We start from the raw sequence: 14,856 nt of genomic DNA, 5'->3' as shown, positions 1-14,856 counted from the left end.
CTACGCGCCTTTGCCCACCTACGGCAGCGTCATCCCCGCCGCGCTGCTTCAAGCGCCTGCGGCGTGTCGATGTCGAGGAAGGCACTCTCGCCATCGACCGGCACTTCGGACACAGCTTCCGTGTGCTTGGCAATCAAGTGCCGCGCGCCGATGTCGCCGTCGAGCGTCATCAGCTCCCTGAAGAAGCGGCGCGACCACAGCACGGGATTGCCGCGGCGGCCCTCGCTGACGGGCACGACGATGAGGTTGCCGCGGTCCGGTGCAAAGCCGTCGATGAGGCGGTCGATCAGGCCGGCATCGATCAGCGGCATGTCGCCGAGACAGACGACTGCGCCGTCACTGGTCTCGGACACGGCCGCGATCCCGGCCTTGACCGAGCTTGCGATGCCGCCAGCGAAATCGGGGTTTTTGACGAACCGCACCTTCAGGCCCTGCAGCGCCTGCTCGACCAGCTCGGTCTGATGGCCGGTGACGACGATGACCTCGGAAGCCTTCGAGGCCAGCGCCTGCTCGGTCGCGATCCGCACCAGCTTCTTGCCGTCGAGCTCGGCGAGCAGCTTGTTCGGTCCGCCCATCCGGGTCGAGCGGCCCGCCGCGAGCACGATGGCGGCGACCTGGCTGTTGCCCTCGATCTCCGGCTTTGCGCGCGGCTGCGGCCGCGTCACGATCTCCATCAGGAGGCCGCCGACGCCCATGCCCATCAGCTCGGCGCGCGTCACCTTGATGCCGGCAAGCAGCCGCATCAGCACCCAATCAAAACCGTTCTCGACCGGCGAGCGCGCGCAGCCCGGCGCGCCCAGCACCGGCACGCCGCCGGCACGCGCGATCAGAAGCAGATTGCCCGGATCGACCGGCATGCCGAAATGCTCGATCTCTCCGCCGATGCCGGTGACGGCCGCCGGGATCACGTCGCGCCGGTCCGCGATCGCGGACGCGCCGAAGACGATGACGAGCTCGGCGCCAAGTCCGAGCAATTCCTTGATCGCGGCCGACAGCGCATGCTCGTCATGCTGGACCCGCCGCTCCGCGATGATGCCGGCGCCGGCCGGCGCGAGCCGCTCGGCGGTGACGCGCAGCGTCTTGTCGATCACCTTGGAGGACAGGCCCGGCAGCAGCGTCGACACCACGCCGACCCGCTTGATGACGTAAGGCGCGACCTTCAGGACGTCCGTGCCCGCCGCCTCCACCGCGGCATCGCGCAAGCTTCCTTCGACGCCAAAGGGAATGATCTTGACGGTGCCGACCATCTCACCCTCGACCACCGGCTTGAAGGCGGTGAGCGTCGCAAAGGTGATGGCCTCGTCGATGTTGTTGATGCGGTCGACCGCCGCGCGGTCGATCACCAGCACGCCGGGGCGCGCGGCGAACAGGTTGGCGCGGCCGGTGAAAGCGCGCTCGACATGGATGCCTTCGCCGCCGACGGCGAGCGCGATGCTGGCGGCCGCGACATCCTCGGAGACGTCGCCCTCCTCCATCCGCACCACGACGACGTCCTTGATGCCGGCGCGCTCCAGCGCCTCGACTTCGGCCGGCCCGATCGTCGTGCCTTTCTTCAGCACCAGCGGCCCCTGGCGCAGGGTGTGGACGGTCACCCCGCCAATCGCATCCCTGGGGCTCGCCGGACCGAACTTCATGCCGCTTCTTCTTTTTCTTTGGGTGGCAGCCGAAGCACCGCCGTGATCTCGGCCATGATCGACACCGCGATCTCGGACGGCGAGACCGCGCCGATCGCAAGGCCAATGGGCGCGTGGATGCGCGCGATGTCGCTGTCCCTGGCGCCTTGCGCCCTCAACCGGTCGCCGCGTTTGGCATGCGTCTTCCGCGAGCCGAGCGCGCCGATATAGAAGCAGTTGCGCTCGAAGGCGTGGAGCAGCGCGGGATCGTCGATCTTGGGATCGTGCGTCACTGCGACGAAGGCGGTGTAGGCATCGACGTTGAGCGGCGGCAGCGCGGTTTCGGGCCATTCCGCGACCAGCGGAATGTCGGGGAAGCGCTCGGGGCTTGCAAAGGCCGTACGCGGATCGACGACCGTGACGTCATAGCCGAGCGAGCGCGCCAGCGGCGCCAGGGCCTGGCTGATATGGACCGCGCCGACGATGACGAGCTTCGCCGTGGGCGCGTAGACGTTGAGGAACAGCTTCTTGCCGCCGGCCTCGACATTGGCGCTCTTGCCCATGCGAAGCTGTTTTTCAAGCTCCGCGCCCAGCGGGTCTTTCGCGAAATCCTTCGCCTTCACCAGGCGCTGCTCGCCGCTCTCGGTGTCCGTCACCAGGATCACCGGCCGGCGCGCGGCGCGCTCGGCATTGAGTTCGTGCAGGATATCGAGCTTCACGGCTAACCGACTTTCTCGACGAAGACGCGAATGGTTCCGCCGCAGGACAGCCCGACATTCCAGGCGGTCTCGTCGGCGACGCCGAACTCCAGCATTTTCGGCTTGCCGCTCTCGATCACGTCCATGGCCTCGGTGACCACGGCACCCTCGACGCAGCCGCCGGAGACCGAACCCAGGAACGTGCCCTCGTCGTTGATGACGAGGCTGGAGCCCGCCGGGCGCGGCGCGGAGCCCCAGGTCTCGACAACGGTCGCCAGCGCGACGCCACGGCCGGCCTTCTGCCAGTCCTCCGCCGCCTTCAGGATATCCTCGTCGCGATCGAGCATGGTGGACCTCTCAGGCTGCGGAGCGGATCAGGCTGCGGTGATGCGGCGGCAGTGGCCGGGAGAGCGTGGCGATCAGCTCCTGGATCGAACTCAAATTATGTACCGGGCGGAATTCGTCAACGTGCGGGAGCATCATTTTGATGCCCTGCGCCTTGGCCTCGAAGCCGCCGAACCGCAGCAGCGGGTTGAGCCAGATCAGCCGCCGGCAGGAGCGGTGCAGCCGGTCCATCTCGAAGGCAAGCTTGGAATCGGCCTCCCGCTCCAGCCCGTCGGAGATCAGCAGCACGATGGCGCCCTGGCTGAGCACGCGCCGTGCCCACAATTTGTTGAAGTTGTGCAGCGAGGCCGAGATCCGCGTGCCGCCGGCCCAGTCCTCGACCGAGGCCGAGCAGCTCGCGAGCGCCTCGTCCGGATCACGCTGCCGCAGCGCCCGGGTGACGTTGGTCAGCCGGGTGCCGAACAGGAACACCGAGACGCGCTTTCGCGCGTCCCCGATGGCGTGCAGGAAATGCAGGAACAGGCGGGTATACTCGCTCATTGAGCCCGAGATGTCGAGCAGCGCGACGATCGGCGCCGGCTTCTCGATCCGCCCGAGGCGATGGATGTCGATGATTTCGCCGCCGGTGCGGAGCGATGCGCGCAAGGTGCGGCGCAGATCGAGGCGAAGCCCGCGCGGATCGGGCCGGTGCCGGCGTGTCAGGAGCTCGGCCTGCGGCAATCGCATCCGCTCGACGGCGCGGAGCGCCTCGGTGATCTCCGCCGCGCTCATCTGCGCAAAATCCTTCTTCTGAAGGATCTCCTTGTCGGAGACCGACAGGCGCAGATCCTGCTCCTGGTGCTGCGGCGTCTCGGTCATGCGCGGCTGCGACATCGCCTCCTGCACGCGGCGCGAGCCGGCCTGCGGCTTCTTCTTGGCCTGTTCCGGCAGCGGCACCGAATCCAGCATATGCTTCCACTCTTCCGAGGCGCGGAAGAACAGGTTGAAGGCCTGCTTGAAGATCAGCGCATGCTCGTGGCGCTTGACGAAGATCGCCTCCAGCGTGGTGAATACGTCGGCGCGATTGCCGATGTCGATCACCTGCAGCGCGCTCATGGCATCGATGACGGCGCCCGGCCCGACCGGCATGCCGGCCGCGCGGAGCGCGCGGGCAAAGCCGACGATGTTGTCGGCGAACTGCTCGGTTTGCTCGGGCGCAAGGTGGTTGATGGCCATGATCGTACCAATCTTCCCGTCATTCCGGGGCGATGCGCAGCATCGAGCCCGAAATGACGGACTCGATTTGACGCGAGATCAATCCTCGCTCGTCGCTTCCTTCAGCACCTTCTGCAGGGTGTCGCCCTGCATCCGGGTGATGTCGTCCTGGTACTTGAGCAGCGCGCCCAGCGTGTCGCCGACCACTTGCGGGGTCAGCGAGCGGGCGTCGAGCTCGGACAAAGCAGTCGCCCAGTCGATGGTCTCGGCGACGCCCGGCGATTTGTAGAAATCCTGGTTGCGCAGCGCCTGCACGAAGCGCACGACCTGCTGCGACAGTTTCGCGGAGATGCCGGGCACGCGCGACTTGACGATCGCGAGCTCGCGCTCGGCGGCGGGATAATCGACCCAGTGATAGAGACAGCGCCGCTTCAGCGCGTCGTGGATCTCGCGGGTGCGGTTTGAGGTGATGATCACGATCGGCGGACTCGGCGCCTTCACGGTGCCGAATTCGGGGATCGTCACCTGGAAGTCGCTGAGGATTTCAAGGAGGTAAGCCTCGAACGCCTCGTCGGCGCGGTCGAGCTCGTCGATCAGAAGCACCGGCGGGCCGGCAACGTCGGGCTGCAGCGCCTGGAGCAGCGGCCGCTTGATCATGTAGCGATCGGCGAAGATGTCGCTCGAGAGCTGATCGCGGTCGGTGTCGCCGGCGGCCTCCGCCATCCGGATCGCGATCATCTGCGCGGCGCTGTTCCATTCGTAGACCGCCGAGGAGACGTCGAGGCCTTCGTAGCATTGCAGGCGGATCAGCTTCCGCCCCAACGCTGCCGACAGCACCTTCGCGATCTCGGTCTTGCCGACGCCGGCTTCGCCCTCCAGGAACAGCGGCCGGCCCATGCGCAGCGACAGATAGGTCACCGTGGCCAGCGACCGCTCCGCGAGGTAGCCGCGCGACGTCAGGAGTTCGAGCATCGCATCGACCGATGCCGGCAAGGCCCCGGAAGTATTGGCCGTGAGAGTCATGAAAGAGCCAGTCTCGCTAAGCCCTTACCGGGGGCAGGTGTCGGGCCAGTCGATCCGGCCCGCTCATTCCTTGGCATTGGCGGCATCGAGAGCGCGGCGCGTCAACACCCCGATCAGGTGTGCGCGATATTCGGCGCTGCCGTGGATGTCGCTGTTGAGGCCTTCCGCGGGCACCTCGATACCCTCGAGCGCCTTGGCGGCGAAGCGCTTCTTCAGCGCTTCCTCGAACGCGGCGACGCGGAACACGCCTTCGGAGCCGGCACCGGTGACGGCGACCCGCACATCCGACGGACGCCGAGCCACGAACACGCCGACCAGCGCGTAACGCGAAGCCTGGTTGCGAAACTTGATGTAGGCCGCTTTCTTCGGCAGCGGGAACATCACCTTGGTGATGATCTCGTCGGCTTCCAGCGCCGTCGTGAACAGGCCCTGGAAATACTCCTCCGCCTTGAGGCGGCGCTTGTTAGTGACAATGGTGGCGCCGAGCGCGAGCACCGCAGCCGGATAATCGGCGGTCGGATCGTTGTTGGCGAGCGAGCCGCCGATCGTGCCCTTGTGGCGCACGGCAGGATCGCCGATCTGGCTCGCAAGATTCGCCAGCGCCGGGATCGCTTCGCCGACGATGGCCGAGCTTGCGACCTCCGCATGCCTGGCGGTGGCGCCGATCACCAGCGAGCGGCCCTTCATCTCGATCGTGCCCAGTCCCTCGATATGGGAGAGGTCGACCAAATGCGGCGGGCTGGCGAGACGCTGCTTCATGACGGGTATCAGCGTGTGGCCGCCGGCGATCACCTTGGCGTCTTCGTTCTTCACCAGGAGGTTGGCGGCCTGCCGAACGGTCCCGGGGCGATGGTATTTGAATTCGTACATCTGAATGTCCTGATCGCGGGATGCGCGTTACGCGAGGTCGGATTTCGCCATCGCCTTGGCGCCGGCGGAGATCGAGGCGACGATGTTCTGGTAGCCGGTGCAGCGGCACAGATTGCCTTCCAGCTCCTCGCGGATGGTGTGGTCGTCGAGCTCGTTGCCCTTGCGATGGACGATGTCGATCGCGGTCATGATCATGCCGGGCGTGCAGAAACCACACTGCAGACCATGGTGCTCGCGGAAGGCCTCCTGCATCGGATGCAGCGGCGCGCCGTCGGCGGCCAGTCCCTCGATCGTCTTGACCTCGTGGCCGTCGGCCATCACGGCCAGCGTGGTGCAGGACTTCACGGCCTTGCCGTCGAGATGCACGACACAGGCGCCGCACTGCGAGGTGTCGCAGCCGACATGGGTGCCGGTCAGGCGCAGATTCTCGCGCAGGAACTGCACCAGCAGGGTGCGGGGATCGACGTTGGCCGTGACAGGATTGCCGTTCACGATGAGGGAGATTTTTGCCATAAGCACTCTCTAATCAGCGCCCCGACGGGTCCCGTCGAAGCGGTTCTTATAATTATTCCAACCCATCATATGGACCATTATGCCCCGGGGCAACATCACCCGGAACGCAAGGCGCCATACCGAAAGGCGATAGCCTTCAGCCCTGTACCGCCTTGGCGAAGTTCGCGAAAAATTCGTCGGCCAGTTTCTTGGCGGTGCCGTTGATCAGGCGCTGGCCGAGCTGCGCCAACTTGCCGCCGATCTGGGCCTCGACCTCGTAGGACAAAAGCGTGCCGCCGTCCTTCTCCGCAAGCTTGACCACAGCGCCGCCCTTGGCGAAGCCGGCCACCCCGCCCTCGCCCTCGCCGGAAATCTTGTAGCCGTTCGGCGGGTCGAGATCGGAGAGCGTCACCTTGCCCTTGAAGCGCGCCGACACCGGGCCGACCTTCATTTTCGCGGTCGCACGAAAGCCGCCGTCCTCGGTCTTCTCCAGCTCCTCGCAGCCGGGGATGCAGGCCTTCAGCACCTCGGGATTGTTGAGCTTCTCCCACACGGCCTCGCGCGGCGCCGCAAGCTGGACTTCGCCGTTCATCGTCATGGCCATGGGTGCCTCCCGGGAATCTTGCTTGGATCACGTCAGTATAGCGCAGCTCAAGTAACGCAGGGAGGCGGCAAAAGAAAGGGCGGACCCCGATCATGTGCAATGCATATTCGCAACTGCACAAGGCTTTGCGCGGATGGTTTGGGATTGGCACAGGCGGGTCATGGTGGTTAGGTCCCGCCCAAGATGAGCACATCTCTGTCCCCCCTTCTCGCGCCGATGCTGTCGAGCGCGGCCATGCGCACGGTCTGCGACGACCGGTCGACCCTGCAGAACATGCTCGATTTCGAGGCAGCCCTGGCGCGCGCCGAAGCGGCCATGGGTGTGATTCCGGCGTCCGCGGCGGCCCCGATCGAAACCGCGTGCAAGGCCGATACCTTCGACATGGCCGCGCTGGCCGAGGCCGCGACGCGATCCGGCAATCTCGCGATCCCCCTGGTCAAGACGCTGACCGCCAATGTCGGCAAGGCCGACGCGGAGGCCGCACGCTATGTGCATTGGGGGGCGACCAGCCAGGACGTCATCGACACCGCGACAATGCTCGCGCTTCGTGCCGGCATCGACGCGCTGGACGCCGATCTCAGTCGTGCCATCAAGGGCTTTGCCGCACTGGCGCGCAGCCATCGCAACACGGCGATGGTGGCGCGGACCTGGCTCCAGCACGCGCTGCCGATGCCGTTCGGCCTCAAGGCCGCCGAATATGCGGCAAGCCTCGCCCGCGCCCGCTGCCGCCTGCGGCGGCTCTCCCGCGAGGGCCTCGCGCTGCAATTCGGCGGCGCGGCCGGCACGCTCGCCGCGCTCGGCGACAAGGGGCTCGCGGTGGGCGAACGGCTGGCGCAGGAGCTGAACCTGCCGCTGCCGGAGGCACCCTGGCATACCCATCGCGACCGCATCGCGGAAGCCGCATCCGGCTTTGCGATTCTCGCCGGCAGCTGCGGCAAGATCGCGCGCGACGTCTCGCTGCTGATGCAGACCGACGTCGCCGAGGCGTTCGAGCCCGCCGGCGAAGGCCGCGGCGGCTCCTCGACCATGCCGCACAAGCGCAACCCGGTTGCGGCCGCAAGCGCATTGGGCTGCGCGACCATGGCGCCGCAGCTGGCCGCGACAATTTTTGCAGCGCAGGTGCAGGACCACGAGCGCAGCGCCGGCCCGTGGCACGCGGAATGGCCGACGCTGCCGCAATTGATGCTGGTGACCTCCGGCGCGCTCGCTGCGATCGTGGACATCGCGGAGGGCCTGGACGTCGACGCCGCGCGCATGCGCAGCAATCTCGATGCGACCCACGGGCTGATCATGGCCGAAGCAGTCACCTTTGCGCTGGCCGAGACGATCGGCAAGAGCGATGCGCACCATCTCGTCGAAGCCGCGAGCAAGCGCGCCGTCGCCGAGAAGAAGCATCTGCGCGACGTGCTATCGGCCGATTCGCGAGTTACCGCGCATCTGACGTCCCAGAAAATTGCGGCATTGTTCGAGCCGATGGCCTATCAAGGGGTTTCCCAAGTCCTGATCGACCGGCTGCTCGCTTCACTGGATCTCCCTTGATGTCACTGCCGGGCTTGACCCGGCAATCCATCATCTTGGATAGATTCACTTTTTGGATGGATGCGCGGGTCAAGCCCGCGCATGACGAGGAGTAACCCATGCCCATGATCGATGCCGACGGTTGCCTGATCAACGTCTCCGTCGAGGGCCGCGACGGCGGGCCGACGCTGATGCTGTCGAACTCGCTCGGCTGCACGCTGCAGATGTGGGAGCCGCAGATGAAGGCGCTGACGCAGGTGTTCCGCGTCATTCGCTACGACCGCCGCGGTCATGGCAAGTCCAACGTGCCGCCCGCCCCCTATACGCTGGAGCGCTTCGGCCGCGACGTGCTGGCGATCCTCGACGACCTCAACATCGAGAAGGTGCATTGGTGCGGCCTGTCGATGGGAGGCATGGTCGGGCAATGGCTGGGCGCCAATGCGCCCGACAGGTTCGGCAAGCTCATCCTCGCCAACACCTCCTGCTATTATGCCGAGCCGACCAAATGGCTGGAACGCATCGACGCGGTGAAGAAAGGCGGCATCGCGGCAGTCGCCGACGCCGTCATCGCCGGCTGGCTGACCCAGGATTTCCGGGAGCGCGAGCCTGACATCACCGCCAGGATGAAGTCGATGCTGCTTGCGACCCCGGTCGAGGGCTATCTCGCCTGCTGCGAGGCGCTGTCGACGCTCGACCAGCGCGCGCTGCTGCCCAAGATCAAAAGCCCGACGCTGGTGATCGCCGGCCGCCACGACATGGCGACGCCGATCTCGGCGGGTGAATTGATCCGCTCGAGCATTCCCGGCGCGAGCATGACCATCATCGACGCCGCCCACATTTCCAATGTCGAGCAGCCGCACGCGTTCACCGATGCGGTGGTGGGATTCTTGACGCAGCGCTGATCTCACAACGCGTCATTGCGAGCGCAGCGAAGCAATCCGGAAAATCCCTCCGCGGCGACAGACTGGATTGCTTCGCTGCGCTCGCAATGACGAGAGGAGGAAAGAACATGGACGACCAGAAACGCCGCGATGCCGGCATGAACGTGCGCCGAAAGGTGCTGGGCAATGCCTGGGTCGACAAGTCGATCGCGAACCGCAATGCCTTCAACACCGACTTCCAGGACATGATCACCCGCTATGCCTGGGGCGAGATCTGGACGCGGCCGCATTTCGACGAGCGCACGCGCCGGGTGCTGGTGATCGGCACCATGGTCGCGCTCGGGCAATGGGACGAGTTCCGCCTGCATGTGCGCGCGGCGCTCGCCGAGGGCGGCTTCACGCCGGACGACATCAAGGAAATTCTGCTGCAGCAGGCGATCTATTGCGGCGTGCCGGCGGCGAACCACGCCGTCAAGGAGGCCTCAGCGATTGTGCAGGAGCTCGGCCTGCTCAAGCCCTAGCGGCGGCGCAGCCTCGACGGTCTTCGGCGCCGGCGCGGGCCGTTCGATCACGATCACGATGGCAGCGCCAAGCAGCAGCAGGAGCTCGGTGGCGTGGAGCCGCAGGGCGGCCATCTCGCCGACCTTGGAGGCCATCACCATGCTGGCAAACGAGATGATGCTGCCGATCGCCAGCGCGATGCCGAGCGCCTCGTCGCTGCCGCCATTCTTGCGGACGCGCGGGATGCAGAGCAGCGCCAGATAGATTGCGAAGAACGCCACCACGGTCAGCCGGCCCAGCGCCAGCAGCCAGGCGGCACGCACGGTGTCCATCCCCGCCATTTGGAGATGGTCGCTGAGGAACAGCGCCACGGCGACGCTCGGCCGCTCGTAGAGGCCGTGCACCGGTGCCACCATGATGTTGAAGGCGACGAGGATCCAGGCCGGAATGAAATAGGCCGCCAGCAGCGCACCGTTGACCGAGCCGATCCGCCAATTCCTGAACATGCCGCTTCCCGCTTCGCCTGCCGCGCCTTCGATGGAAGGCTTTGCCGGGAGCTAACTCGCATCAGACTGTGGCGGCAATTTAAACCCTTTGTTTACCTTAATCGCCTGACCGACCGGCCGAGCGCCCAAAGGAAAAGGCCCCGCCTTCCGGCGGGGCCCTCCTCACTACCCTTGGTTCACTACCCTTGTTCTTGGGCAAATTCCCGGGCTCCCAAACTACTTGTTGTGCTGACCGTGCTGGCCGCCCTGCTGCTGGCCGGGACGGTCGCCCTGGCGCATCGGATCGTTCTGCTGCTGCTGTCCGGGCTTCTGACCACCGCCCTGCTGCCCTGGCTGTTGACCTGACTGTTGACCTGGACGCTGCTGGCCGGGGTTCTGACTCTGCTGACCCGGATTCTGGTTCTGCTGCTTCGTCATTCGGGGAAACTCCCTTGTTGGACAGAGCAGAGACAACGGCCGGCATCCACTTTGGTTGCCTCCCGGAACCCGGTTCCGCCGCTCGCGGGAACCGGAGCGCCAAATGATCTCTGTACAATCCCCCCGGGGTAAGGCCGGGACAGTTGCGGCCGCCAGTTCCCTCCTGTTACAAAACCAGCAGAATGCTCAAGGGCTGCCAGGGCCCAAGAACTCTCTCTCGAAGAGCTCCCTTTGAGCCCGCGTCAGGTTTGGTAACGGCAGCCTATGGATTATTTCGCCCAGCAGCTCATCAATGGCCTCGTGCTCGGCTCCATCTACGGACTGATCGCGATCGGCTACACGATGGTCTACGGCATCGTCGGCATGATCAACTTCGCCCATGGCGACGTCTTCATGATCGGCGGCTTCATCGCCCTGATCACCTTCGTGCTCCTGATCTCGACCGGCCTGACCGCGATCCCGGTGATCCTTCTGGTGGTGTTGCTAGTCTCGATGGCGATCACGGCGCTCTACGGCTGGACCATCGAGCGTATCGCCTACCGGCCGCTGCGACACTCTTTCCGCCTCGCTCCAATGCTGTCGGCGATCGGCATGTCGTTCGTGCTGACCAACTATTCGCAGGTGGCGCAAGGCGCGCGCGTCAAGCCGATCCCGCCCTTCATCACCGGCGGCTACACGCTGCATGAGAGCCAGGACGGCTTTGTCATCCAGCTCTCCAACATCCAGATCATGGTGGTCGTCACCACCATCGTGCTGCTGGCGATCTTCACCTGGCTGGTGTCGCGCACCCGTCTCGGGCGCGACATGCGCGCCTGCGAGCAGGACCAGACCATGGCGGCGCTGCTCGGCGTCAACGTCGATCGCACCATATCGATGACCTTCGTGATCGGTGCCGCGCTCGCCGCGGTCGCCGGCCTGATGTACCTGCTCTATTACGGGCTGGTCGATTTCTTCATGGGCTTCGTCGCCGGCATCAAGGCGTTTACCGCGGCCGTGCTCGGCGGCATCGGCTCGCTGCCGGGCGCGATGCTTGGCGGACTTGCGATCGGGCTGATCGAGACATTCTGGTCGGCCTATTTCTCGGTCGAGTACAAGGACGTCGCCGCGTTCTCGATCCTGATCGTCGTGCTGATCTTCATGCCGACCGGCCTGCTCGGCCGTCCCGAAGTCGAAAAAGTCTGACGGGCCGGCCGCGTGACACCCATTCCGCACGAGACCACGCACGCAAGCCGCACCGCCGGCATTTCCGCCCTTCTGAAGACAGCCTTCATCAACGCGCTGATCGCGCTGGTGCTGTTCTCCCTGATGGTCGGCATCCGCACCGAAGCAGGCTCCGACGGCCAGCTCACTTATTGGACACGCTTCGGCGACCTCGCATCCCTCGTCGCCGCGGTGTTCGGCGGCTCGATCTTGATCGAGCTGCTCCGGCAATGGATCGGCTCGACCGGAACCGAGAAGCTGGTGCCGCCGGCGGTGAAGAGCGGCATGTCGTTCGTCGGCCACTATCTCGCGCCCGCGCTCCTGATCTTCACGCTGCTGGTGCCCGTGATCTTCTATAACCAGCGCTACATCCTCGACCTCGCCATCCTCGTGCTCACCTATGTCATGCTGGGCTGGGGCCTCAACGTCGTGGTCGGCCTCGCGGGCCTGCTCGATCTCGGCTACGTCGCCTTCTATGCGGTCGGAGCCTATTCCTACGCTCTGCTTGCCACCAATTTCGGCTGGTCGTTCTGGGTCTGCCTGCCGCTGGCAGGCATCCTCGCCGCGTTCTGGGGCGTGCTGCTCGGCTTTCCCGTGCTGCGTCTGCGCGGCGACTATCTCGCGATCGTGACGCTCGCCTTCGGCGAGATCATCCGCCTCGTCATCATCAACTGGCAGGAGCTCACCGGCGGTCCCAACGGTGTGTCCAGCATTCCCCGCCCCTCCTTCTTCGGCATCCCGCTCGACAACAGCGACAGCGGACTCGCCGCCAGGCTCGGCATCGAATACTCGCCGACCCACCGTATCGTCTTCCTGTTCTATCTGATCCTCGCGCTTGCGCTGCTCACCAACTGGGTCACGATCCGCCTGCGCCGCCTGCCGATCGGCCGCGCCTGGGAGGCGCTCCGCGAGGACGAGGTCGCCTGCCGCGCGCTCGGCATCAACACCACGACCACCAAGCTGACGGCGTTCGCGACCGGGGCGATGTTCGGCGGCTTTGCCGGCGCGTTCTTCGCGACACGTCAGGGCTTCATCAGCCCGGAATCCTTCACTTTCCAGGAATCGGCGCTGGTGCTCGCCATCGTCGTGCTCGGCGGCATGGGCTCGCAGCTCGGCGTGGCGCTCGCCGCGCTCGCGATGATCGGCGGCTTCGAGCTGTTCCGGAGCCTCGAGACCTACCGCATGCTGGTGTTCGGCATGGCCATGGTGCTGATCATGATCTGGCGGCCGCGCGGCCTGATCGGCCATCGCGCGCCGACCGTGTACCTGACCAAGGCACAGGCGATCTCATCCGACCTGGTCAAGGAAGGCCACGGATGAGCCGCGACGAGATTCTCAGCGTCGACCGGCTGACCATGCGCTTCGGCGGCATCGTCGCCGTGCAGGACCTGTCCTTCGCGGCCGAGCGGAAAAAGATCACCGCGCTGATCGGACCGAACGGCGCCGGCAAGACCACGGTCTTCAACTGCATTACCGGCTTCTACAAGCCGAGCGACGGCACCATCCGCCTCGCCCATGACGACGGCAAGGTGATCGCGCTGGAGCGGCTGAACGATTTTCGCATCGCCAAGCAGGCCAAGGTGGCGCGAACATTCCAGAACATCCGGCTGTTTCCCGGCATGACGGCGCTGGAAAACCTGATGGTGGCGCAACACAACGCCCTGATGCGGGCCTCCGGCTTCACCTTGCTCGGGCTCATTGGCGCGCCCGGCTATCGCGACGCCGAGAAGCGCGCGATCGGTCTCGCCACCGACTGGCTCAGGCGGGTCAATTTGCTCGATCGCGCCGACGACGCCGCCGGCAATTTTGCCTATGGCGACCAGCGACGGCTCGAGATCGCACGCGCGATGTGCACCGAGCCCGCGCTATTGTGCCTGGACGAGCCTGCAGCCGGCCTCAATGCGCGCGAGAGCGCCGCCCTGAGCGAGTTGCTGCTGTCGATCCGCAACGAGCTCGGCACCTCGATCCTGCTGATCGAGCACGACATGTCCGTGGTGATGGAAATCTCCGACCACATCGTGGTGATGGACCATGGCGTGAAGATTGCGGAAGGCTCCCCCCGCGAGGTTCGCGATGACCCCAAGGTGATCGCCGCCTATCTCGGCACCGATGAGGAAGAGGCGGTGGCCGTGATGGAGGGCGGGTCGTGACCGCGGCGCCCGCTCCCATGCTCGCGATCCGCGGCCTTCGCGCCGCCTACGGCAAGATCGAAGCGCTGAAGGGCGTCGACGTCGAGATCAATGCCGGCGAGATCGTGGCGTTGATCGGCGCCAACGGTGCCGGCAAGTCGACGTTGATGATGACGATCTTTGGCAAGCCGCGCGCCCGCGCCGGCCAGATCCTGTTCGAAGGCCGCGACATCACCGACGTTCCCACCCACGAGATTGCGCATTTGCGCATCGCGCAATCGCCGGAAGGCCGCCGCATCTTCCCGCGCATGAGCGTGGCGGAAAACCTCCAGATGGGGGCGGACGCCACCGACTGCACCGAGGCGGAGCGCAACGCGACGCTGGAACGCGTGTTCACGCTGTTTCCGCGACTGAAGGAGCGCTACGCCCAGCGCGGCGGCACCCTGTCCGGCGGCGAGCAGCAGATGCTGGCCATCGGCCGCGCCTTGATGAGCCGTCCCCGCCTGCTCCTGCTCGACGAGCCCTCGCTCGGGCTGGCGCCGCTGATCGCGCGCCAGATATTCGACGCGATCCGCACTCTCAACCGGCAGGACGGCCTGACCGTGCTGATCGTCGAGCAGAACGCCAACCATGCACTCAAGCTCGCCCATCGCGGCTATGTCATGGTCAACGGCCTGATTACGCTGGCCGGGACCGGCGCAGAGTTGTTGCAGCGCCCCGAGATTCGCGCCGCCTACCTGGAAGGCGGCCGGCACGGCTGAGGCCGTCCAAGAACGAACCCCAAGAACGAACCCCAAGATCGAACCCTGCGGACCGGCGTGCGGCCGAATATGGCGAGATATCTCCGCCAATGCCCGTATTTTGC

At 65.8% G+C, this 14,856-nt stretch carries 17 protein-coding genes; 7 read left to right on the top strand and 10 right to left on the bottom strand.

Going from position 1 to position 14,856, the window contains the following annotated elements:
• Nucleotides 1-29: 29 nt before the first annotated feature.
• The 8 genes from NR187_RS26900 to NR187_RS26865 all read right to left on the bottom strand — a co-directional run bounded on the left by NR187_RS26900 (nucleotide 30) and on the right by NR187_RS26865 (nucleotide 6,839).
• Nucleotides 30-1,634: an NTP transferase domain-containing protein gene (locus tag NR187_RS26900; protein WP_256808245.1), complete on the bottom strand. Its 1,605-nt coding sequence runs from the start codon at nucleotides 1,632-1,634 to the stop codon at nucleotides 30-32.
• Nucleotides 1,631-2,332, bottom strand: a complete 702-nt coding sequence (locus NR187_RS26895; protein WP_211385192.1) for an XdhC family protein — start codon at nucleotides 2,330-2,332, stop codon at nucleotides 1,631-1,633. The genes NR187_RS26900 and NR187_RS26895 overlap by 4 nt, the downstream gene beginning before the upstream one ends.
• Nucleotides 2,333-2,334: 2 nt before the next feature.
• Nucleotides 2,335-2,658 (bottom strand): XdhC family protein, encoded by a 324-nt coding sequence (locus tag NR187_RS26890; RefSeq protein WP_008564652.1) that lies wholly within the window; start codon nucleotides 2,656-2,658, stop codon nucleotides 2,335-2,337.
• Between the two features lie 10 nt (nucleotides 2,659-2,668).
• Nucleotides 2,669-3,871, bottom strand: coding sequence for a VWA domain-containing protein (locus tag NR187_RS26885; RefSeq protein ID WP_211385193.1), 1,203 nt, complete (start codon nucleotides 3,869-3,871; stop codon nucleotides 2,669-2,671).
• A gap of 78 nt (nucleotides 3,872-3,949) precedes the next feature.
• Complete coding sequence (locus NR187_RS26880; protein WP_211385194.1) at nucleotides 3,950-4,873, bottom strand: MoxR family ATPase; 924 nt, start codon at nucleotides 4,871-4,873, stop codon at nucleotides 3,950-3,952.
• Nucleotides 4,874-4,936: 63 nt separating this feature from the next.
• Nucleotides 4,937-5,743 (bottom strand): xanthine dehydrogenase family protein subunit M, encoded by an 807-nt coding sequence (locus NR187_RS26875; protein WP_211385195.1) that lies wholly within the window; start codon nucleotides 5,741-5,743, stop codon nucleotides 4,937-4,939.
• 27 nt (nucleotides 5,744-5,770) lie between these two features.
• Nucleotides 5,771-6,256, bottom strand: coding sequence for a (2Fe-2S)-binding protein (locus NR187_RS26870; RefSeq protein WP_008137528.1), 486 nt, complete (start codon nucleotides 6,254-6,256; stop codon nucleotides 5,771-5,773).
• A gap of 136 nt (nucleotides 6,257-6,392) precedes the next feature.
• On the bottom strand, nucleotides 6,393-6,839 hold the full coding sequence (locus NR187_RS26865; protein WP_211385196.1) for a carbon monoxide dehydrogenase subunit G: 447 nt from the start codon (nucleotides 6,837-6,839) through the stop codon (nucleotides 6,393-6,395).
• 183 nt (nucleotides 6,840-7,022) lie between these two features.
• On the opposite strand from NR187_RS26865, the gene NR187_RS26860 reads away from it, so the two are divergent.
• The 3 genes from NR187_RS26860 to NR187_RS26850 all read left to right on the top strand — a co-directional run bounded on the left by NR187_RS26860 (nucleotide 7,023) and on the right by NR187_RS26850 (nucleotide 9,759).
• Nucleotides 7,023-8,378 carry a 3-carboxy-cis,cis-muconate cycloisomerase gene (locus NR187_RS26860; protein ID WP_211385197.1) on the top strand — a complete coding sequence of 452 codons (1,356 nt, stop codon included), beginning with the start codon at nucleotides 7,023-7,025 and terminating at the stop codon, nucleotides 8,376-8,378.
• A gap of 98 nt (nucleotides 8,379-8,476) precedes the next feature.
• The gene (gene pcaD / locus NR187_RS26855) at nucleotides 8,477-9,259 is read left to right on the top strand and encodes a 3-oxoadipate enol-lactonase (protein WP_211385198.1); all 783 of its coding nucleotides are present in this window, start codon (nucleotides 8,477-8,479) and stop codon (nucleotides 9,257-9,259) included.
• A 107-nt stretch (nucleotides 9,260-9,366) separates the two neighbouring features.
• Nucleotides 9,367-9,759 carry a carboxymuconolactone decarboxylase family protein gene (locus NR187_RS26850; RefSeq protein ID WP_135169198.1) on the top strand — a complete coding sequence of 131 codons (393 nt, stop codon included), beginning with the start codon at nucleotides 9,367-9,369 and terminating at the stop codon, nucleotides 9,757-9,759.
• Here NR187_RS26850 and NR187_RS26845 read toward each other — a convergent pair.
• Both NR187_RS26845 and NR187_RS26840 read right to left on the bottom strand, forming a co-directional pair.
• Nucleotides 9,721-10,245 (bottom strand): hypothetical protein, encoded by a 525-nt coding sequence (locus NR187_RS26845; protein WP_211385199.1) that lies wholly within the window; start codon nucleotides 10,243-10,245, stop codon nucleotides 9,721-9,723. The genes NR187_RS26850 and NR187_RS26845 overlap by 39 nt on opposite strands.
• A gap of 216 nt (nucleotides 10,246-10,461) precedes the next feature.
• Complete coding sequence (locus NR187_RS26840; RefSeq protein WP_211385200.1) at nucleotides 10,462-10,662, bottom strand: hypothetical protein; 201 nt, start codon at nucleotides 10,660-10,662, stop codon at nucleotides 10,462-10,464.
• Between the two features lie 264 nt (nucleotides 10,663-10,926).
• Between NR187_RS26840 and NR187_RS26835 the strand changes: the two genes are divergently transcribed.
• Genes NR187_RS26835 through NR187_RS26820 form a run of 4 tightly spaced genes read left to right on the top strand, consistent with a single transcriptional unit; the run spans nucleotide 10,927 to nucleotide 14,752 of the window.
• A complete protein-coding gene (locus NR187_RS26835) occupies nucleotides 10,927-11,844 on the top strand; it encodes a branched-chain amino acid ABC transporter permease LivH (protein ID WP_256808233.1) in 918 nt (305 codons plus the stop codon).
• 12 nt (nucleotides 11,845-11,856) lie between these two features.
• A complete protein-coding gene (gene livM, locus NR187_RS26830; protein WP_256808232.1) occupies nucleotides 11,857-13,182 on the top strand; it encodes a high-affinity branched-chain amino acid ABC transporter permease LivM in 1,326 nt (441 codons plus the stop codon).
• The gene (locus tag NR187_RS26825) at nucleotides 13,179-14,012 is read left to right on the top strand and encodes an ABC transporter ATP-binding protein (protein ID WP_211385203.1); all 834 of its coding nucleotides are present in this window, start codon (nucleotides 13,179-13,181) and stop codon (nucleotides 14,010-14,012) included. Before livM ends, NR187_RS26825 begins: the two co-directional genes overlap by 4 nt.
• Before the next feature lie 17 nt (nucleotides 14,013-14,029).
• Nucleotides 14,030-14,752 carry an ABC transporter ATP-binding protein gene (locus tag NR187_RS26820; protein ID WP_211385389.1) on the top strand — a complete coding sequence of 241 codons (723 nt, stop codon included), beginning with the start codon at nucleotides 14,030-14,032 and terminating at the stop codon, nucleotides 14,750-14,752.
• Nucleotides 14,753-14,856: the final 104 nt, after the last annotated feature.

The organism is Bradyrhizobium sp. Bra64 (assembly GCF_024519875.1).
Taxonomy (GTDB): Bacteria; Pseudomonadota; Alphaproteobacteria; order Rhizobiales; family Xanthobacteraceae; genus Bradyrhizobium; species Bradyrhizobium japonicum_G.
Note: the sequence above shows the minus strand (reverse complement) of the source record. Positions and strands in the feature narration are given on the sequence as shown.